16 protein-coding genes and 2 tRNA genes are annotated in these 15,009 nt (G+C 48.2%); 15 read left to right on the top strand and 3 right to left on the bottom strand.

What is annotated here, in order from left to right; genetic code table 11:
- Nucleotides 1-9 precede the first annotated feature (9 nt).
- From HMPREF2596_RS09120 to HMPREF2596_RS09110, 3 genes are all read left to right on the top strand, one after another.
- On the top strand, nucleotides 10-798 hold the full coding sequence (locus HMPREF2596_RS09120; protein WP_003748257.1) for a cytochrome c1: 789 nt from the start codon (nucleotides 10-12) through the stop codon (nucleotides 796-798).
- A 215-nt stretch (nucleotides 799-1,013) separates the two neighbouring features.
- The gene (locus tag HMPREF2596_RS09115) at nucleotides 1,014-1,619 is read left to right on the top strand and encodes a glutathione S-transferase N-terminal domain-containing protein (RefSeq protein WP_003685910.1); all 606 of its coding nucleotides are present in this window, start codon (nucleotides 1,014-1,016) and stop codon (nucleotides 1,617-1,619) included.
- 11 nt (nucleotides 1,620-1,630) lie between these two features.
- Nucleotides 1,631-2,035, top strand: coding sequence for a ClpXP protease specificity-enhancing factor (locus HMPREF2596_RS09110; protein ID WP_070850837.1), 405 nt, complete (start codon nucleotides 1,631-1,633; stop codon nucleotides 2,033-2,035).
- Between the two features lie 144 nt (nucleotides 2,036-2,179).
- On the opposite strand, the gene HMPREF2596_RS09105 is transcribed toward HMPREF2596_RS09110, so the two are convergent.
- The 3 genes from HMPREF2596_RS09105 to HMPREF2596_RS09095 form a co-directional block, all read right to left on the bottom strand.
- Nucleotides 2,180-2,255 (bottom strand) — tRNA-Ala (locus tag HMPREF2596_RS09105).
- 6 nt (nucleotides 2,256-2,261) lie between these two features.
- A tRNA-Met gene (locus HMPREF2596_RS09100) sits at nucleotides 2,262-2,338 on the bottom strand.
- A 106-nt stretch (nucleotides 2,339-2,444) separates the two neighbouring features.
- Nucleotides 2,445-3,596 (bottom strand): class I SAM-dependent methyltransferase, encoded by a 1,152-nt coding sequence (locus tag HMPREF2596_RS09095; protein ID WP_070850836.1) that lies wholly within the window; start codon nucleotides 3,594-3,596, stop codon nucleotides 2,445-2,447.
- Nucleotides 3,597-3,997: 401 nt separating this feature from the next.
- Here HMPREF2596_RS09095 and mraZ point away from each other — a divergent pair, with 401 nt between their 5' ends.
- From mraZ to HMPREF2596_RS11280, 12 genes are all read left to right on the top strand, one after another.
- Complete coding sequence (mraZ, locus tag HMPREF2596_RS09090) at nucleotides 3,998-4,453, top strand: division/cell wall cluster transcriptional repressor MraZ (RefSeq protein ID WP_003748265.1); 456 nt, start codon at nucleotides 3,998-4,000, stop codon at nucleotides 4,451-4,453.
- Complete coding sequence (gene rsmH, locus HMPREF2596_RS09085) at nucleotides 4,450-5,412, top strand: 16S rRNA (cytosine(1402)-N(4))-methyltransferase RsmH (RefSeq protein ID WP_070850835.1); 963 nt, start codon at nucleotides 4,450-4,452, stop codon at nucleotides 5,410-5,412. Before mraZ ends, rsmH begins: the two co-directional genes overlap by 4 nt.
- Nucleotides 5,413-5,473: 61 nt before the next feature.
- A complete protein-coding gene (gene ftsL / locus HMPREF2596_RS09080) occupies nucleotides 5,474-5,737 on the top strand; it encodes a cell division protein FtsL (protein ID WP_049348574.1) in 264 nt (87 codons plus the stop codon).
- Between the two features lie 74 nt (nucleotides 5,738-5,811).
- Entirely contained in the window at nucleotides 5,812-7,560 is a 1,749-nt protein-coding gene (locus HMPREF2596_RS09075) for a peptidoglycan D,D-transpeptidase PBP2 (RefSeq protein WP_049322578.1), read from the top strand.
- A gap of 26 nt (nucleotides 7,561-7,586) precedes the next feature.
- Entirely contained in the window at nucleotides 7,587-9,065 is a 1,479-nt protein-coding gene (locus HMPREF2596_RS09070) for a UDP-N-acetylmuramoyl-L-alanyl-D-glutamate--2,6-diaminopimelate ligase (RefSeq protein ID WP_070850834.1), read from the top strand.
- Nucleotides 9,066-9,245: 180 nt separating this feature from the next.
- Entirely contained in the window at nucleotides 9,246-9,767 is a 522-nt protein-coding gene (locus HMPREF2596_RS09065; RefSeq protein WP_070850833.1) for a M23 family metallopeptidase, read from the top strand.
- A gap of 26 nt (nucleotides 9,768-9,793) precedes the next feature.
- Nucleotides 9,794-10,648, top strand: coding sequence for a peptidase (locus HMPREF2596_RS09060; protein ID WP_070850832.1), 855 nt, complete (start codon nucleotides 9,794-9,796; stop codon nucleotides 10,646-10,648).
- 42 nt (nucleotides 10,649-10,690) lie between these two features.
- Nucleotides 10,691-11,650, top strand: coding sequence for an Abi family protein (locus tag HMPREF2596_RS09055; RefSeq protein WP_070850831.1), 960 nt, complete (start codon nucleotides 10,691-10,693; stop codon nucleotides 11,648-11,650).
- 123 nt (nucleotides 11,651-11,773) lie between these two features.
- A complete protein-coding gene (gene murF, locus HMPREF2596_RS09050; RefSeq protein ID WP_070850830.1) occupies nucleotides 11,774-13,138 on the top strand; it encodes a UDP-N-acetylmuramoyl-tripeptide--D-alanyl-D-alanine ligase in 1,365 nt (454 codons plus the stop codon).
- A gap of 15 nt (nucleotides 13,139-13,153) precedes the next feature.
- Nucleotides 13,154-13,303 (top strand): hypothetical protein, encoded by a 150-nt coding sequence (locus tag HMPREF2596_RS11410; protein WP_049322572.1) that lies wholly within the window; start codon nucleotides 13,154-13,156, stop codon nucleotides 13,301-13,303.
- A 100-nt stretch (nucleotides 13,304-13,403) separates the two neighbouring features.
- The gene (mraY, locus tag HMPREF2596_RS09045; RefSeq protein WP_070850829.1) at nucleotides 13,404-14,486 is read left to right on the top strand and encodes a phospho-N-acetylmuramoyl-pentapeptide-transferase; all 1,083 of its coding nucleotides are present in this window, start codon (nucleotides 13,404-13,406) and stop codon (nucleotides 14,484-14,486) included.
- Between the two features lie 130 nt (nucleotides 14,487-14,616).
- Nucleotides 14,617-15,009, top strand: a 393-nt coding sequence (locus HMPREF2596_RS11280) for a tetratricopeptide repeat protein (protein ID WP_141762680.1), incomplete at its 3' end; no start/stop codon positions are given.

The raw sequence follows: 15,009 nt of genomic DNA, 5'->3' as shown, positions 1-15,009 counted from the left end.
GCAGCGAAAATGAAACAAACTCTGAAAAACTGGTTTGCTGCCTTATTGCTGGCAGTGCCTATGAGTGCAGCCGTCGCCAGCGGCGGCCATGCAAACTATGAAAAAGTCGACATCGACCTGCGTGACCAAGTCAGCCTGCAGCACGGTGCGCAAATCTTTACAAACTATTGTTTGTCTTGCCACTCTGCAAGCGGTATGCGCTTCAACCGTCTGAAAGACATCGGTTTGACTGAAGATGAAATCAAGAAAAACCTGATGTTTACAACAGACAATGTTGGCGATGTCATGGTAGCGGCAATGGATCCGAAAGATGCTTCCAAATGGTTGGGTGCGCCTCCACCGGATTTGACCCTGATCGCCCGTTCTAAAGGTGCAGACTACCTGTACGCTTATATGCGCGGCTTCTATAAAGACCCAACTCGTCCGACCGGTTGGAACAATACCGTTTTGGCCGGCGCGAGTATGCCTCACCCATTGTGGGAGCAACAAGGTGTTCAAGCCGTTGAGTTGGATGCCAAAGGTCAGCCCGTTATGATTAAAGACGAGCACGGCAACCTGACTCCTAAACTGTATTGGGAATCTACCGGTCTGCATAGCCGTCGTCTGCCTAACGGTAAAGTAATCCAAAAAGAGTACGATGCTTATGTGCGCGATTTGGTAAACTACCTGGTATACATGGGCGAACCTGCTCAATTGCAACGCCACCGTATCGGTTACATGGTTTTGACATTCCTGTTTGCCGTAATGTTGCCGTTGGCGTACTTCCTGAAAAAAGAATTCTGGAAAGACGTTCATTAATTCTTTTGAATCAAAAAGGCAAACCTGTTTCAGGTTTGCCTTTTTTGTTTGCTTAATCAATTTATGTCGAATCAATGCAAATCTAAAAATTACTTAATGTAAACAGTGTGTTATTTTAAATTTCTGGATTAAGTGTTTGAAATTATGTATAATTCTTTCTGAATTTTTATAAGGCTTTAAGGCCGTCTGAAAAGATTGATCAGGAGTAGAAGATTATGATGACTTTGTATTCGGGTATTACTTGTCCATTCAGCCAACGTTGCCGTTTTGTGCTGTACGAAAAAGGCATGGATTTTGAAATCAAAGATGTGGACGTGTTCAATAAACCGGAAGACTTGGCTTTGATGAATCCGTATAACCAAGTACCGGTCTTGGTTGAGCGTGATCTGATTTTGCACGAATCAAACATCATTAACGAATACATTGACGAGCGTTTCCCTCATCCTCAATTGATGCCGGGTGATCCTGTTATGCGCGGTCGCGGCCGTTTGGTGCTGTACCGTATGGAAAAAGAACTGTTCAGCTTGGTGCAAGTGTTGGAAAACCCTGAGTCCACCAATAAAGAACAGGCTAAAGCGCGTGAAGCCATTGGCAATGGCTTGACCCTGCTGGCACCGTCTTTTGCTAAAAACAAATATATTTTGGGCGATGACTTCTCTATGATCGATGTTGCCTTGTCCCCGCTGCTGTGGCGTTTGGACTATTACGACATCAAACTGGGCAAATCTGCCGCGCCTTTGCTGAAGTACGCGGAACGTATTTTCCAACGCGAAGCCTTCATTGAGGCATTGACTCCGGCTGAAAAAGCCATGCGCCGCTAAAGGATGGGTTTATGGCGACTTCAACCAAACCGTATTTGTTGCGCGCTTTGTATGAATGGTGCTTGGATAATAACCAAACGCCGCACATCGTCGCTTGGGTAAACGAACATACCCGCGTTCCGATGCAGTATGTGCGCGACAATGAGATTGTTTTAAATATTGGCCCTACAGCCAGCCATAATTTAAATATCGACAATGAGTGGGTCAATTTCTCTGCGCGTTTTTCCGGCGTAGCGCATGAGATTTGGATTCCGGTCGGTCATATCGTCAGTATATTTGGCCGTGAAAGTGGAGAGGGTATGGGTTTCGAGGTGGAACCATATCAGCCTGCTTCTACCAGTCCTGCTGCAACGGAAGATAAAAAAGCTGAATCTGCGGAAGAAAAACCGAAAAAAGTATTGAAGCTTGTGAAGTAATCAAAGATAAAAGGCCGTCTGAAATGTTTCAGACGGCCTTTATTGTATTGATTAGGTATTGAAGGGAAGCTCTGATGCCTTATCTGGTTATTAATTAAGCCAAACAAAAAAGCTCTTGTGTTTAACAAGAGCTTTTTTGTTTAGTGGTGGAGGTAAGCGGGATCGAACCGCTGACCTCTTGCATGCCATGCAAGCGCTCTACCAACTGAGCTATACCCCCGAAATTTGGTGGCGAATCAGGGATTCGAACCCCGGACACAAGGATTATGATTCCTCTGCTCTAACCGACTGAGCTAATTCGCCGTTTCGTGAAGTCGCTATTATAGTTTTTTTTGAATATTTGGCAAGCGCTAATTTTGGTTTTTTTTATTTCTTATTGTTTTTAAAAAATAAAAAGTAGATGGTCGAGTTATAGTTTATGGCAAATATCGCCGTGAACGAAGCCTGTCCAATCGATATCGATGTCTTTGCCAAAAGCGATCACTTTAAAAAGCTCGCCCATTTCGTGCTGATGGATCAGTTTTTGTACTGCGGCGGCGGCTTGGATGTATTCAATTGAATCCGGACTGCCGATTTGCGCCAGCAGATCAGTGATGCCGAGATTGAGCAGGAAATAAGATTGGGGCAGGTAGCCGATTAAATCCAAACCTGATTCTGTGCCGGCGCGTGCAATATCGGTGAAGTTGACATGTGCAGTCAGATCGGTCAGGCCGATGTTGAAAAATGGGTCGTGGATGGTGTGGTGGCGATAGTGGCCGATAAATGTGCCTTCTTTGCGTTGCGGATGGTAATACTGGGCGGCATCGAAGCCGTAATCGATAAATATCATGCCGCCGCGCTGCAATTTGGCGGCCAGGGTTTGGATAAAGGCATATTGTGCCGGATGCAGCTCGCTTGTGTATGAAGGGAGGGGAGGGAAATACAAGGCGGCTGTTCGTATCAGTTCGGCTTGGGCCAATGGTCTGATGGCTTCGATTAGCTTGTCATTCTCTAAGCTGACGCCAATTTGTTGAAACCCTTCATCTTGATAAATCAAGCGTTCCACCGGCATGGCATCCAATACTTCGTTGCCGATGATGATGCCGTCAAAGTGTTCGGGTAATGCGGTGAGGTGGATGACTTTTGCGGCTGCTTCGGGAGATGTGTGCTCAAGAATATGTTGACGTTGTCTTTCTGCAAGCTCTGCCGACAGCTCAATAATGTAGTAATGATTTAGGTCGTCTGAAAGATTTTGTAACAAAGTAGCGGCAAGATGGCCTGTGCCTGCACCAAATTCGTAGATATTGCCTGCTGTTTGCGGCAGTAATTCGGTAAGTTGTCTGGCAAGGGTTTGCCCGAATAAGGGAGATAGGGTGGGTGCAGTGATGAAGTCGCCGTCCGTGCCGATTTTATGGCTGCCTCCACTGTAATAGCCGTATTGGGGTGTGTAAAGAGCAAGCTCCATAAATCGGGAGAAAGGTATCCAGTTTCGATGTTGTTCAATTTCGTTTTTGATGAGCTTAGTCAGGTGTGCTGAAGAGGCTTGTGCGTCAGGGGAGGGGAGGGGGAGTTGTGGCTTCATGACTGTTAGATAATGTAAAAAATTTGAATTTGTTTGTATATTATAGCTGCTTACGGAATGGGTGGTAATTGAGTATAAAAATACTATATGTAGTATTTTTATACTATAAATCATACTATATCTAGTATTTTATACTAAACAAAATACTTAATAAATTCATATGTCATTCATTATTGCGTATATAAACTATTGAATTTTAAGCATTTAGTGTTTCATTTCAGATAAGAAACGGATTTGACCTGATTGCCAAAATTTCTTATAGTGTCGGTTAGTGGGGCATAGTGGGTGAAAGTGGTTACTTTTTCCTGAAATGTGTCCTGTTGAAGCGAAAACGAAATATTTTAGGAAGGTGGGATTTTTAATCTCACTCTGTTTTATTTTAATCGAATTTGGGGTGTGATGTGTTTGGCGGCGCTCATGAATTGAGTATGGACAGTAAAGGGCGGTTGGCGATTCCTGCCAAATTCCGCGATATTTTGCTGCGCCGTTATACGCCTGCAATTGTGGTCACCCTGGATTCCCGAAAAAAATTATTGATGTACCCAGAGCCCGTTTGGGAGGAAAAAGCCGAGCAGATTCTGAAGTTGAAAGTGGCCGGCAATGAATCTTTGCAACGGTATCAAAATCTGCTGCTGCACAATGCGGAGATTTTGGAGTGGGACAGCGCCGGACGTGTTTTGATCCCGGCTAATCTGCGCAAACGTGTGGATTTTGAAAAAGAAGTTACTTTGGTTGGCCGTGCAAACCGTATGGAGTTGTGGGGCCGCGAACATTGGGAAGAGGAAATGAATCAGGCTTTGGATATCGATCCTGACGAATTGGCTTTCCAATTGAGTCAAACGGATTTGCAATTGTGAGTAAAGTTGAAAATTATCAGCATGTTACTGTCTTGTTGCATGAGGCGGTGGATGCGTTGGCAATCCGTGAAGACGGGATTTATGTGGACGGTACGTTCGGCAGGGGAGGGCATTCCCGGCTGATTTTGTCACGTTTGGGCGAGCAGGGGCGTTTGGTTGTTTTTGACAAAGACCCCGAGGCGATTGCGGTAGCCAATGAGCTGGCGGCGCAAGATAAGCGTGTCAGTGTCGTACACAATGGTTTTGAAACATTTCAGACGGCCTTGGATGAATTGGGCATCGATAAGATTGACGGTGCGCTTTTCGATTTGGGGATTTCGTCGCCGCAAATTGACGATGGCAGCCGCGGATTCAGTTTCCGCTTTGATGCGCCGTTGGATATGCGGATGGATCCGACCCGCGGGATGTCTGCGGCGGAATGGATTGCAACCGCATCCGAACAGGATTTACACGAGGTTATTAAGAATTATGGTGAAGAGCGGTTTAGTCGCCAGATTGCGCGCGCCATTGTTGCGCAACGGGAGGAAAGTCCCATCGATACAACCCGCAAGCTGGCGCAGCTTGTGGCGCAAAACGTCCGTACTCGTGAGCGCGGACAAGACCCTGCAACGCGCACCTTCCAAGCAGTTCGCATCTTTATTAACCGCGAGCTCGAAGAGGTAGAGGCAGTTTTGCCGCAGGTTGCAGGCCGTCTGAAAGAGGGTGGACGCTTGGCCGTCATTGCGTTCCATTCGCTGGAAGACAGAATTGTGAAGCAGTTTATTAAAAAATATTCGCAACATGCGCCTTTGCCCCGTTGGGCAGTGGTCAAGGAAGCGGATTTGCCTCAGCCGCCTTTGAAGGCTGTGGGCAAAGCAATCAAACCGGGTTCGGCAGAGACTGAAGCCAATCCGCGTGCGCGCAGTGCGGTTTTGCGGGTGGCGGAGCGCAGCAACGGCGAATTTTCGGTTGTTGACTAGGGAAGCGTTTCGGCATTGTCGCAAGGGATGTTTCTGTTGACAGGCCGTCTGAAAGTTTGAAATGGGTAAGTTGAATATTTTATTACTGGTTTTGGTGACGGTTTCGGCCTTTGCCGTAGTGTTTAAGCAAAACCAGTCGCGCTTGCACTTTATCGAGTTGGATAAGGCGCAAAAACGGGAAATTCAGTTGGAACAGGATTACGCGCGCTTGAAGCTGGAGCAGGCAAGATTGGCCAACCACAAACTGATTAAAGTGGCGGCCGAAAAGCAACATCTGCTTCCGCCGGATGCGCATAATACGGCTATGCTGGAACGCAAAAAATAAGAATATAGCCTTGTTTTCAAGGTGTTTACGGGAATTAATAGCTCACTGAGCAGCTAAGTCATGAGAAGTCCAACATGTTAATTAAGAACGAATATAAACCTCAAATGCTGTCTGGAACCACAAAAACAAAAAAACCGCTGACAAGTAACGGACGTATCGGTTTGGTGCTGGGTGCCGTTGCGCTGGCATTTACCGGTCTGTTGGTGCGCGGGGTTTATCTGCAAACCAGTCAGCATGAGTTTTTGAAAAATCAGGGCGACCAACGTTTTGTGCGTACGCTTCCGCTGCCTGCATCACGCGGTATGATTACCGACCGCAATGGTGCTACATTGGCTTTGAGTGCGCCTACCGAATCATTGTATGCCATGCCTTCCGGTATGGAGGAAATGCCGACTGACGAGCAGTTGGAGAAACTGTCGGCCATTGCCGATGTGCCTGTTGAAGTGTTAAAAAATAAATTGTCTAAAAAAGACAAAGGATTTATCTATCTGAAGCGTCAACTCAGCTACGAAAAAGCGGAAGAAATCAAAGCATTGGGCATTAAAGGCATCGCCTTCCAAAAAGAATTGAAACGCCATTACCCGATGGGCAATCTGTTTGCGCACGTTATCGGTTTTACCAATATCGACGGCAAAGGTCAGGAGGGCTTGGAGCTTTCCCGTGAAGACAGCCTGCGCGGTGAAGATGGCGCGAAAGTCGTATTGCGCGACAACAAAGGCAACATCGTAGACAGCCTCGACTCTCCGCGCAACAGCGTGCCTAAAAACGGCCAAGACATGATTTTGTCTTTGGATCAGCGCATTCAGACGCTGGCTTATGAGGAATTGAACAAAGCTGTGGCTTATCACAAGGCCAAAGCGGGTACGGTTGTGGTATTGGATGCGCAAACCGGCGAAATTTTGGCTTTGGTCAACAGCCCGGCTTACGATCCGAATCAGCCCGGCCAAGCCAATAGCGAACAGCGCCGCAACCGCGCCGTAACCGACATGATCGAACCAGGTTCTGCCATGAAGCCGTTTACCATTGCCAAAGCGCTGGATTCCGGCAAAGTGGATACGACCGATACATTCAATACCCTGCCTTACAAAATCGGCCCGGCCACCGTACAAGACACCCACGTTTATCCTACTTTGGATGTACGCGGCATCATGCAAAAATCTTCCAACGTCGGTACCAGTAAACTTTCCGCCATGTTTACGCCTAAAGAAATGTACGATTTCTATCATGATTTGGGTGTGGGCGTGCGTATGCATTCAGGCTTCCCGGGTGAAACGGCAGGTTTGTTGAGAAGCTGGCGCAGATGGCAAAAAATCGAACAGGCAACCATGTCTTTCGGTTATGGCCTGCAATTGAGCCTGTTGCAATTGGCGCGTGCCTATACTGTCTTGACCCATGACGGCGAATTGTTGCCGGTCAGCTTTGAAAAACAAGCGGTTGCCCCTAAAGGCAAGCGCGTCATCAAAGCCTCTACCGCAAAAAAAGTGCGCGAGTTGATGGTTTCCGTTACTGAAGCCGGCGGTACCGGTACTGCAGGTGCGGTGGATGGTTTCGATGTCGGTGCGAAAACCGGTACGGCGCGCAAACTGGTCAATGGCCGCTATGTGGACAACAAACACGTCGGTACGTTCATCGGTTTTGCTCCGGCTAAAAATCCACGCGTGATTGTGGCCGTTACCATCGACGAACCGACTGCCAACGGCTATTACGGCGGCGTGGTTGCCGGTCCTGTATTCAAAGAAGTCATGAGCGGAAGCTTGAACATCTTGGGCGTTTCCCCAACCAAGCCTTTAAGTAATGCCGCTACTGTCAAAGTACCGTCATAATCCAAACAATCAAAGAGATATTGTTTATGTTCAGCAAGTTAACCCCCTTGGCTGAAACCAACTTTCCGCCTCTGCTGTGTGAAAACGCAGCAGGGCGTTTGTTGCATTCAGACAGCCGACAAATTAAGCAAGGTGACATTTTCGTTGCCTGTCAGGGCGAATATACGGACGGTCGCAGCTATATTCCTGCCGCCATTGCCAACGGCGCAACCTTTGTTTTTTGGGATGATGACGGAAAATTTGCATGGAATCCCGAATGGAACGTTCCCAATCAAGGCATTAAAGATCTGAAACATCGCGCCGGTATGTTGGCGGCGCAAGTTTACGGCAATGTTTCAGACGGCCTGAAAGTTTGGGGCGTAACCGGTACCAACGGTAAAACCTCCATCACACAATGGCTGGCGCAAGCCGCCGATTTGTTGGGCGAAAAAACCGCCATTATCGGCACGGTCGGCAACGGTTTTTGGGGCGCATTGGAAGAAACCACGCACACCACCCCCGCCCCCGTCGATGTCCAAACCCTGCTCTACCGCTTCCGTCAACAAGGCGCAACAGCCGCCGCGATGGAAGTCTCCAGCCACGGCCTTGACCAATCGCGTGTCAACGGCGTGCCATTCCGCAGCGCAATCTTTACCAATCTCACCCGCGACCACCTCGATTACCACGGCACGATGGAAGCCTACGGCGCCATCAAGTCGCGCCTGTTCTACTGGCATGGTCTGCAACACGCCATCATTAATGTCGATGATGAATACGGCGCAGAACTCGCAGGCCGTCTGAAAAAAGACTGTCCCGATTTAGCCGTTTACGGCTATGGTTTCAGCGAACACGCCGACATCCGCATTACCGATTTCACCGCTTCTTCAGACGGCATGGAAGCCGTATTCCAAACCCCATGGGGTGAAGGAAAATGCCGCACCCGTCTGCTCGGACGGTTCAACGCGCAAAACCTCGCCGCCTGCATCGCCTTGCTTTGTGCCAACGGTTATCCGCTTGATAAAGTATTGGATGTACTGGCAAAAATCCGTCCCGCCTCAGGCCGCATGGACTGCATCATGAACAGCGGCAAGCCCCTGGTCGTCGTCGATTACGCCCATACACCTGACGCATTGGAAAAAGCACTCTCTACCTTGCAGGAAATCAAACCGCAGGGCGCGGCCTTATGGTGCGTATTCGGTTGTGGCGGCAACCGCGACCGTGGCAAACGCCCATTGATGGGCGCAGCAGCCGTGCAGGGTGCAGATAAAGTCGTCGTAACCAGCGACAACCCACGCTTGGAAAATCCGCAAGACATCATCAACGATATTTTGCCTGCCGTCCCTAATCCTGAACGCGTCGAGGTTGATCGTGCCGTTGCCATCCGTTATGCGGTTGAGCAGGCTGCCGCGAACGACATCATTCTGATTGCCGGTAAAGGACATGAAAACTATCAGGATGTACAAGGCGTGAAACACCATTTCTCCGATTTTGAAATCGCAGAAAAAGCATTGGCAGAGCGCGGATAGACCATATCACAAATGTTCAGACGGCCCGAAACCTTAAGGCCGTCTGAAAAAGATTTAACCATACAAAACAAAAGCAAAACGACACACGCATTACGGCACGTCAGCCATTAAACCCATCACAGTTGTTTGTTCCAGAAGACTTTTTAACAAGGCCGTCTGAACAACAAGGAGACCGATTTGATGCTGAAAATGCCGACAAAAACCTTATTAATCAGTGCAGCCGTAGTTTTATTCGCAGGCTGTGCCACCAAACAACTTCCGCGCCCCAGTGCCGAAATCGAACAATTGAGGGCGCAACAGCCTCCGGCCGAGCAAAGCCTGCCTAATCCCGTTAAAGGCAAACGGTTTGACGATACTTGGGGTGCGGCGCGCAGTCAGGGGCGCAGGCATGAAGGTGTGGATATTTTTGCCAAGAAAAATACGCCGATACGCAGTACCACGCCCGGTATCGTCACCAAAATCGGGCGCAACCGATTGGGCGGTAAAGTTATCGGTATTCAAGGGCCGGGTGCGTGGCATTACTATGCCCACCTGAATAAATTTGCCCGTATCCGCCTGTATGAGCGAGTAAAAGAAGGGCAGGTCATCGGCTATGTCGGTAAAACCGGCAATGCCAGAACCACACCTGCCCACCTGCATTACGGCGTGTATCTGCCCAGCGGCGCGGTGAATCCGTATCCGCTGATTAATCAGAGCAGATAGAGGCTGTCTGAACAAGATTTGAGAGTATGAACGCAAAGAAATTGGTTAAGGCAACGAATATCGTCGGCATGGTGGCAGTCGTGCTGCTGGTGTACTGGGTATTTGTTCTGATTTTATCCAATGTTTTCGGGCTTAAGGTATTTCGCGAATACATTACGGAAATTTTCCTGATGAGTATTTTGGGGATTTTTGCCGTGATGGCGGGTGCCTTGATATTGAACATCATGCTGAATTTGACCCGTATTGCCGAGCGAGGACAAGAGGAAGAAAGCAAAGGCGGTCGGAAAACCTTATATTTGTTGTTGGCCGTATTTCCTGTTTTGGCCGCTTTGCTATTTGGCGGAAATTATCTGACTGTCCAGAAAAAACGTCAGATTTTGACTCAATCGCTAGAGCGTATCGTTAAGGATAACCCATCGCAAATCAACGCGTTGGCAGATTATCGTTTTGACTTGGCGTACATCAAAAAAGCGGCGTTAATCCTTGAGCTGATGTCGAAGGAAGATTCTGCCTTTAAAGCCGCTACGGTGATTGTGCCGGATACGATAGGTAATAAACAGGTTTATTTGGCTTTCTCAGCCGATTCCCAGTTAAGTGGGATTGATGAGCAGGCACCCAATGCTCAGGGAGTAGGCGATGATAATGGTTTTGTCGTTACTCGGAATGGCAATAAAGAAACAATCAGCAAAACGCAATATCTTTATGCTCCGCATTTGAGCGAGCGTGAATACTTGCAAAGAATATTTGCCGGACAAACAAATGAAATACGTTATGAGGTAAAAGACGGCAATTACAGCCTCTGCCACCCTTACCGTAAAAACGGTAAAACCATCGTATTGTGTTTCTCCGATTATCAGGAGTACGGAAAAATCGGTAGCTGAGTGTGAAAAAATCATTTGAATGTTGAATTGGATTGTTGTGAAATGAATGGACAAAGTTTCCAGCCATTGAAGCCATGGCTTGATTTCCCCGATCAAGTCAGACTGCTGCAAAGCAGGGGAATGAAAGTGAATGATTCGGTTCGGGCTGAAAAATATCTCCGCCGCATCGGCTATTACCGATTGAGCGGTTATTTCCATGCTTTCCGACAATGGGATGATACGCACAAAATTTTATCGGATCGTTTTATGGAGGGGAGCAATTTCGAGAGTGTATTGTCGCTTTATCTGTTTGATAAAAAGCTGAGGTTGTCGGCTTTGGATGCTTTGGAAAGAATAGAAACAGCGGTAAGGGTCGATATTGTCCATTGTTTGGGTGAGGCTGATCCTATGGCCCATAGAAAACCTGCCTGTTTGCATGGCAATTTTACGAAGAAGATTAACCAAAAGACAGGTAAAACCGAATATCAAGCCTGGTCGGAGCGGTTTGACGAATTGGAAGCAAGAGCCAAAAAGAGAAACTTGTCTTTGTATCATCACAATATACAGAAATACGGATGCCTGCCAATCTGGGCTGCGGGATGTTTGTGGGATTTCGGTACAATGTCATGGCTTTTTTCAGGTATGAAATATCCAGATAAAAACCTGATTGCCCAAAAGTACGGAGCAGTAAATGGAGATGTCTTTTTGGGATGGCTTAACGGATTGAACGAAATACGCAATATATCTGCCCATCACGACAGATTGTGGAATGCGAACATAGAACGGTCTGCCCCACCGATACAAAAGGACAGTTACTGGAGGCAATTGGATGCCAAACGTCCGTTTTTCTATTTTTGCATCATGCAGGAAATGCTGAGGGTTCTTTGCCCTAATTCTCAATGGGCAGATAGATTTGATGCCGTTTTGCAAGAATTTCCTGCGGATGTGAAGAGCAGCAAGGTAAGCTTGACGAGATTTGGCTGGTTTGAAAATTACCGAGAATGGGATTTGTGGAGAAAATAAAAACCGCCGCGTACACAAAAAGTGCAGAGGCAGCGGTCACGTCGGGCTTAATGATACCTAATAAGCCTCTGACAGGCAAGCTATAAATTTTAATCAGCAATATTTTGAATATGTAATACAACCATGAAACCACTAGACCTAAATTTCATCTGCCAAACCCTTGGCCTTCCGATGCCGTCTGAAAATCAACCCGTTTCGCGTATTGTTACAGACAGCCGTGATATTCAGGAAGGCGATGTATTTTTCGCGCTTGCCGGCGAACGCTTTGACGCGCATGACTTTGTTGAAGATGTGTTGGCAACGGGGGCAACGGCAGTTGTGGTTTCGCGCGAAGATTGTGCGGCTTTGAAAGGCGCGTTGAAGGTTGACGATACGCTTGCGGCTTTGCAAAAACTGGCGAAGGCGTGGCGTGAAAATGTGAATCCGTTTGTCTTTGGCATTACCGGCTCTTCCGGTAAAACGACGGTTAAAGAGATGTTGGCCGGCGTATTGCGTCATCGATTCGGTGATGAAGCTGTGTTGGCGACTGCCGGCAATTTCAACAATCATATCGGCCTGCCGCTGACTTTGTTGAAACTGAATGAAAAACACCTCTATGCCGTCATTGAAATGGGTATGAACCATTTTGGCGAATTGTCTTTGCTGACCCGAATCGCCGGTCCGAATGTTGCTCTGGTCAATAACGCCTTGCGCGCGCATGTCGGTTGCGGTTTTGATGGTGTCGGCGATATTGCCAAAGCCAAAAGTGAAATCTACGAAGGTTTGCTTTCAGACGGCATTGCGCTGATTCCGTGCGAAGATGCCAATATCGCTACATTTGAGGCGGCTACTGCGCAATTAAACGCTCAGACTTTCGGCGTTGCCAGTGGCGATGTCCATGCAGAAAATATTGAATTGAAACCGTTGTCTTGTGCGTTTGATTTGGTGCGAGGTAATGAACGTGTTGCCGTGGTCTTGCCGGTTCCAGGCCGCCACAATGTACATAATGCCGTAGCGGCGGCGGCTCTGGCTTTGGCGGCAGGTTTGAGCCTTGCCGAAGTTTCAGACGGCCTGAAAAATTTCAGCAACATCAAAGGTCGTCTGAATATCAAGCAAGGCATTAAAGATGCAACTTTGATTGACGATACTTATAATGCCAACCCTGACAGCATGAAAGCCGCCATTGACGTGCTCGCCGCTATGCCTGCGCCGCGTATTTTTGTGATGGGTGATATGGGTGAATTGGGTGAGGATGAAGCCGTCGCCATGCACGCCGAAGTTGGCGCGTATGCGCGGGATAAAGGCATCGAGGCCGCGTATTTTGTCGGCGACAACAGCGTTGAAGCAGCGGAAACGTTTGGCGCGGAAGGTTTGTGGTTTGCTGACAAAGATCCGCTGATTCAAGTGTTGAGCCACGACTTGCCTGAACGCGCTACTGTATTGGTCAAAGGCTCGCGCTTTATGAAAATGGAAGAAGTGGTTGAGGCATTGGTAGCAACAACCGCGTAAAAGGCCGTCTGAAATATGAAAAAGATTTTTCTATTGGCTGGTTTGCTGTTTGCCGCGTTTTATGCCGGAATGAAAGTACAGGCATTTATCTATGAAGATACCTGCTTGGACTTGGGAGGCGGAAAGAATCCCGGAAACTATCCGATTTGCGTGGTAGAGAAATAATCTTACTCAATAAGGCCGTCTGCAATTTCAGACGGCATACCGATTGATTTTTAATTGGGCATAAGCCCGATGTAACAACAAAAACAAAAAAGGAAGTTCCATGTTTTTATGGCTCGCACATTTCAGTAACTGGTTAACCGGTCTGAATATTTTTCAATACACCACATTTCGCGCCGTCATGGCGGCTTTGACTGCTTTGGCGTTTTCCCTATTGCTTGGTCCGTGGACCATCCGCAAACTCACTGCGCTTAAAGTCGGCCAGGCAGTGCGCACCGACGGCCCGCAAACCCACCTTGTCAAAAACGGTACGCCAACCATGGGCGGCTCGTTGATTTTGACCGCCATTACCGTATCTACAATCCTGTGGGGCAACTGGGCAAACCCATATATTTGGATTCTTTTGGGCGTATTGCTCGCTACCGGCGCACTCGGTTTTTACGACGACTGGCGCAAAGTAGTTTATAAAGACCCTAACGGTGTTTCCGCCAAATTCAAAATGGTGTGGCAGTCGAGCGTCGCCATCGTTGCCGGCTTGGCGTTGTTCTACCTTGCGACAAATTCCGCCAACAATATCCTGATTGTTCCCTTCTTCAAACAAGTTGCCTTGCCGCTTGGCGTAGTCGGCTTCTTGGTATTGTCCTACCTGACCATCGTCGGCACATCCAATGCCGTTAACCTGACCGACGGTTTGGACGGCTTGGCCGCATTTCCCGTTGTACTTGTTGCCGCCGGCCTTGCCATTTTTGCTTATGCCAGCGGCCACTCCCAATTCGCCCAATACCTGCAACTGCCTTACGTTGCCGGTGCAAACGAAGTCGTGATTTTCTGTACCGCCATGTGTGGCGCGTGTCTTGGCTTTTTGTGGTTTAACGCCTATCCGGCACAAGTCTTTATGGGCGACGTCGGCGCGCTCGCGCTCGGTGCGGCGCTCGGTACCGTTGCCGTCATCATCCGCCAAGAATTTGTCCTCGTCATCATGGGCGGCCTGTTTGTTGTTGAAGCCATTTCCGTTATGTTGCAGGTTGGTTGGTACAAACGCACCAAAAAACGCATTTTCCTGATGGCGCCGATTCATCATCATTACGAACAAAAAGGCTGGAAAGAAACCCAAGTCGTTGTCCGTTTCTGGATTATCACCATCGTCTTGGTGCTGATTGGTTTGAGCACCCTCAAAATCCGCTAAATCTCCAAATGCCGTCTGAGCACCTTTCAGACGGCATTTGAACACGCAATAAACCTGCGGCGGCAATCTACCCCGCCCTATCGTTAACGGCGGCTGAAAAACCGCCCCTCACCGAAATAGGAGAGAAAACATGAAACAGACAGTCAAATGGCTTGCCGCCGCTCTGATTGCCTTGGGCTTGAACCAAGCAGTGTGGGCGGATAATATGCCGGATTTTCAGGAAACGCTTCAAGTTGCGAAACAAGGGAATGCTCAAGCCCAATTTAATTTGGGTCTGATGTATGCCAACGGGCAAGGAGTCCGTCAAGACGATGCACAGGCGGTGCAGTGGTTTCGCAAGGCGGCAGAACAAGGGGTTGCAGAAGCCCAATATATTTTGGGTATGGCGTATGCCGATGGGCAAGGAGTCCGTCAAGACGATGCACAGGCAGTACAGTGGTTTCGCAAGGCTGCAGAACAAGGGTATGCCGATGCCCAATTTAATTTGGGTGTGATGTATGCCAACGGGCAAGGAGTCCGTCAA

The organism is Neisseria sp. HMSC078C12 (assembly GCF_001838065.1).
Taxonomy (GTDB): domain Bacteria; phylum Pseudomonadota; class Gammaproteobacteria; order Burkholderiales; family Neisseriaceae; genus Neisseria.
This window is presented reverse-complemented; position numbering and strand designations above follow the sequence as displayed.

Excerpts from the sequence above, each read along its gene's own strand:
- HMPREF2596_RS09120 (WP_003748257.1), top strand. The coding sequence starts at position 10 with ATGAAACAAACTCTGAAAAACTGGTTTGCTGCCTTATTGCTGGCAGTG.
- HMPREF2596_RS09115 (WP_003685910.1), top strand. The coding sequence starts at position 1,014 with ATGATGACTTTGTATTCGGGTATTACTTGTCCATTCAGCCAACGTTGC.
- HMPREF2596_RS09110 (WP_070850837.1), top strand. The coding sequence starts at position 1,631 with ATGGCGACTTCAACCAAACCGTATTTGTTGCGCGCTTTGTATGAATGG.
- HMPREF2596_RS09095 (WP_070850836.1), bottom strand. The coding sequence starts at position 3,596 with ATGAAGCCACAACTCCCCCTCCCCTCCCCTGACGCACAAGCCTCTTCA.
- ftsL (WP_049348574.1), top strand. The coding sequence starts at position 5,474 with ATGGGTAAGTTGAATATTTTATTACTGGTTTTGGTGACGGTTTCGGCC.
- HMPREF2596_RS09075 (WP_049322578.1), top strand. The coding sequence starts at position 5,812 with ATGTTAATTAAGAACGAATATAAACCTCAAATGCTGTCTGGAACCACA.
- HMPREF2596_RS09070 (WP_070850834.1), top strand. The coding sequence starts at position 7,587 with ATGTTCAGCAAGTTAACCCCCTTGGCTGAAACCAACTTTCCGCCTCTG.
- HMPREF2596_RS09065 (WP_070850833.1), top strand. The coding sequence starts at position 9,246 with ATGCTGAAAATGCCGACAAAAACCTTATTAATCAGTGCAGCCGTAGTT.
- HMPREF2596_RS09060 (WP_070850832.1), top strand. The coding sequence starts at position 9,794 with ATGAACGCAAAGAAATTGGTTAAGGCAACGAATATCGTCGGCATGGTG.
- HMPREF2596_RS09055 (WP_070850831.1), top strand. The coding sequence starts at position 10,691 with ATGAATGGACAAAGTTTCCAGCCATTGAAGCCATGGCTTGATTTCCCC.
- murF (WP_070850830.1), top strand. The coding sequence starts at position 11,774 with ATGAAACCACTAGACCTAAATTTCATCTGCCAAACCCTTGGCCTTCCG.
- HMPREF2596_RS11410 (WP_049322572.1), top strand. The coding sequence starts at position 13,154 with ATGAAAAAGATTTTTCTATTGGCTGGTTTGCTGTTTGCCGCGTTTTAT.
- mraY (WP_070850829.1), top strand. The coding sequence starts at position 13,404 with ATGTTTTTATGGCTCGCACATTTCAGTAACTGGTTAACCGGTCTGAAT.